Raw genomic sequence first — 3,275 nt, 5'->3', positions numbered from 1 at the left:
GGTGGACGTGGAGTGGGGGCTCGTGCCCTTCATCCTGCTGAGCGCGCTGGCCCTGCACGCGGGAACGAATCTGGTCAATGACTACTACGACTACGACCTGGGCGTGGACAACGAGTTTTCGCTGGGCGGCAGCGGGATGCTCGTCTCGGGCGAGCTTACCGCAAAGCAGATCGCCCGCGGGGCGATCGTCGCCTTCGGGCTGGCCGCCTACCTTGGCGTGCCGCTCATCATCCTGCGCGGTTGGCCCATTGTGATGCTGGGTCTTGTCGGTATTGCCGGCGGCGCGCTCTATACCGCCAAGCCCGTGCAGTACAAATACTGGGGCGCCGGTGACATTCTTGTCTTTATTCTGATGGGGCCGCTCATGGTCGGCGGCACGCACTTCGCGCTCACCGGCGAGTGGAGCCTCACCCCGTGGCTGGTTTCCCTGCCGGTGGGTCTGCTGGTTACGGCAATCCTCCACGCCAACAACCTGCGCGATCTGGAACTCGACGCCGAATTCGAGCTCAAGACCTTTGCGATCCGGCTCGGTCGCGAGCGCAGCGTGAAGTATCTCGACGCTCTTCTCATCGCGACATTCGCCCTGATCATTGCGCTCGCTGCAACCGGGTTTGTCCCGTGGTTCTCTCTGCTGGCACTCCTCATGGTGCCGGCGGCGCGCCGCCTCTCGGTCTGGGCCCACGCGGCGGAGCCCGGTCAGGCCGATCCCGACATCCTCAAGCAGTCGGGCATCGTCCACCTGGGCGTGGGGCTCCTGCTCTGCGCGGGCATCGCACTGGCCCAGCTCTTCTAGTTTACGTAAACGTCACTTACTTTTGCCGCCCGAGGACTTTGGGCGGGGAGTTGACGCGGGCCACCTCGGCCCGCAAACATCTGTTTGATCGCGGGACGGGGTGAGAAAATCGTGACAGCCAAACCAGTATCCAAGAAAGGCGCGGGCGAAAACCGCAACGTCGCCAACGCCGAGAAGTTGATCGGTGATTCCATCGGCCAGCTCATGGATTTCTGGGGCTTCCGAAAGAACCTGGGCCGCATCTGGTCCCTGCTCTACCTGGAATCCGAGCCCCTTTCGGCCGCCGAGATCGGCGAGCGCCTGATGCTGGCCACCGGCACCGTGAGCATGTCGCTCAACGAGCTGCTTCGCTGGGGCGCGATTCGCAAGGTCTACCGCGAGGGCGAGCGCAAGGATTTCTTCGAGCCCGAGACCGACCTCTGGCGCCTCATTACCGGCGTGCTCAAGAACCGCGAACGCCGCCTGCTCGATGAAACAGCCAATGCCCTTGAACAGGCCCGCGAGGCCGTGCAGCCGCTGGCTGCCAAGGACCCCGAATACGCCTTCAAGCTCCAGCGCATCCTGCTGCTGGCGCAGCTCACGCAGATGGCCACCCTGCTCTTCGATCAGCTCATCGAGAACAAGAGCATCGACGCCACGCCGTTTTTGAAGATTCTCAAGCCAGGCAAATAAGTAAGAGGGCGGGTAGACCCCGCCCCTACATTGCAATTGGTAGGGGCGAGGTCTACCCGCCCTTCTTGGTTCTCTACGTCTGCCGGTACCGCTGCGCAATCGGAATCTGCCGCCCGGTGCCGAAGGCGCGGTGGGTGATGCGCAGGATGGGCGCGGCCTGCCGGCGCTTGTACTCGTTGAGGTCGATCATGCGCACCACGCGGCGGACGGTGGCCTCGTCGTGCCCCTCGTTCACCATGGTCTCGATGCTCTTGTTGTCTTCGACGTAGCCCTGGATGATCGGATCGAGCTTGTCGTAGGCGGGCAGGCTGTCCTCATCGAGCTGTCCGGGGCGAAGCTCCGCCGAGGGCGGCTTGGTGATGGTGCGCTCGGGGATCTTTTCTTTGTCGCGGTTGATCCAGTGGCAGATGCGGTAGACGAGTGTCTTGGGCGCGTCGCCGATGGCCGAGAGCCCGCCGCACATGTCGCCGTAGAGCGTGGAGTAACCCACCGCCGTCTCGGACTTGTTGCCGGTCGAGAGCACCAGCGCGCCCGTTTCGTTGGAGAGCGCCATGAGCGTCGCGCCGCGGATGCGCGCCTGCAGATTCTCTTCCATCACGGTGATGTCGTCGGGGCCCTCGCGCTTTACCAGCGGCGCAAGCTGCTTGCGGTAGGCCTCGTACATCGGGGCGATCTCCACCTTGTCGATGCGAATGCCCAGGTTCGCTGCCAGCGCGAATGCGTCCTCGACGCTGTGGCCCGACGAATAGGGCGAGGGCATGGCAATGCCGCGCACCTTGTCGGCGCCCAGCGCCTCGACCGCGAGCGCGCAGGTCAGCGCGGAATCGACGCCGCCCGAGAGACCGATCAGCACGTTTCCAAAACCACACTTGCCCACGTAGTCACGAATGCCCAGCACCAGGGCGTCGTGGGCGTCCTGCTCCATGGAAGGGAGCGCGAAGGAGGGCACCTCGGCGACGGCTTCGGTGTCCACGACGAGCAGGTCTTCTTCGAAGGCCTTTGCCAGGCCGCGCACGCTGCCGTCGGGGGCGATCACCGCCGAGCGCCCGTCGAAGATGAGCTGGTCGTTGCCGCCCACAAGGTTGCAGTAACTCAGCCACACGTTGTGCTTGCTCGCAATTTTCTGGAGCATCTCCAGGCGCTGCGCGGGCTTGCCGATGTGGAAGGGTGAGCCCGAGATGTTGTGGATCATCTTCACGCCGCGCGCGGCGAAGGTCTCGACCGGGTCTTCCTCGTAGCGGCGCTTGATCCAGTAGTCCTTGTCGTTCCAGATGTCTTCGCAGATCGTGACGCCCGCGCTCACGCCGCAGATTTCCTCGGCGTTGTAGCCGCGGCCGGGCTCGAAGTAGCGCGCCTCGTCGAAGACGTCGTAGGTCGGGATGAGGCGTTTGTGGTGCTGGCTCAGAAAGCGGCCGTTGCTCAGCACCACCGCCGAGTTGTAGAGCTCGCGGCCGTTGCTCTCGGGGTTGGGCTGGACGCAGCCCAGGATCACCGTCATTCCGAAGGTCTGGGCCGTGATGGCCTCGAGCTCGGCGAGCTGGGCCTCCACAAAGTGGGGCATCTGCAGCAGATCCATGGGCGGATAGCCCGTCAGCGTGAGCTCGGGAAAGATGACCAGCTCGGCGCCCTGCTCGCGCGCCTTTTCGATCCACGCGATGATCTTGGCTGCGTTCTCGGCCAGCGCGCCGATGGTCGTGTTGATCTGTGCCAGTGCGATGCGCACGAAAATCTGCCTTTCGCCAGCCGCCTCCGTTTTCAGGAAGCGGGGCCCTCATTTGTAGTGCACGCAGCCGCGCCGGGGAAATGGGTC

General features: G+C 64.2%; 3 protein-coding genes. 2 read left to right on the top strand and 1 reads right to left on the bottom strand.

Annotated elements, in window-relative coordinates:
- Together menA and KDH09_18210 are read left to right on the top strand one after the other, a co-directional pair.
- On the top strand, positions 1–793 hold a 793-nt coding region (gene menA / locus KDH09_18215; GenBank protein MCB0221637.1), incomplete at its 5' end, for a 1,4-dihydroxy-2-naphthoate octaprenyltransferase.
- A gap of 111 nt (positions 794–904) precedes the next feature.
- Positions 905–1,465: a hypothetical protein gene (locus KDH09_18210; protein ID MCB0221636.1), complete on the top strand. Its 561-nt coding sequence runs from the start codon at positions 905–907 to the stop codon at positions 1,463–1,465.
- 73 nt (positions 1,466–1,538) lie between these two features.
- Here the strand turns inward: KDH09_18210 and KDH09_18205 are convergent, their stop codons facing one another.
- Positions 1,539–3,188 carry an NAD+ synthase gene (locus KDH09_18205; protein ID MCB0221635.1) on the bottom strand — a complete coding sequence of 550 codons (1,650 nt, stop codon included), beginning with the start codon at positions 3,186–3,188 and terminating at the stop codon, positions 1,539–1,541.
- Between the last annotated feature and the right edge of the window lie 87 nt (positions 3,189–3,275).

Source organism: Chrysiogenia bacterium (assembly GCA_020434085.1).
Lineage (GTDB): Bacteria > JAGRBM01 > JAGRBM01 > JAGRBM01 > JAGRBM01 > JAGRBM01.
The sequence above is the reverse complement of the archived record's forward strand: the minus strand, read 5'-3'. Positions and strand labels throughout refer to the sequence as shown.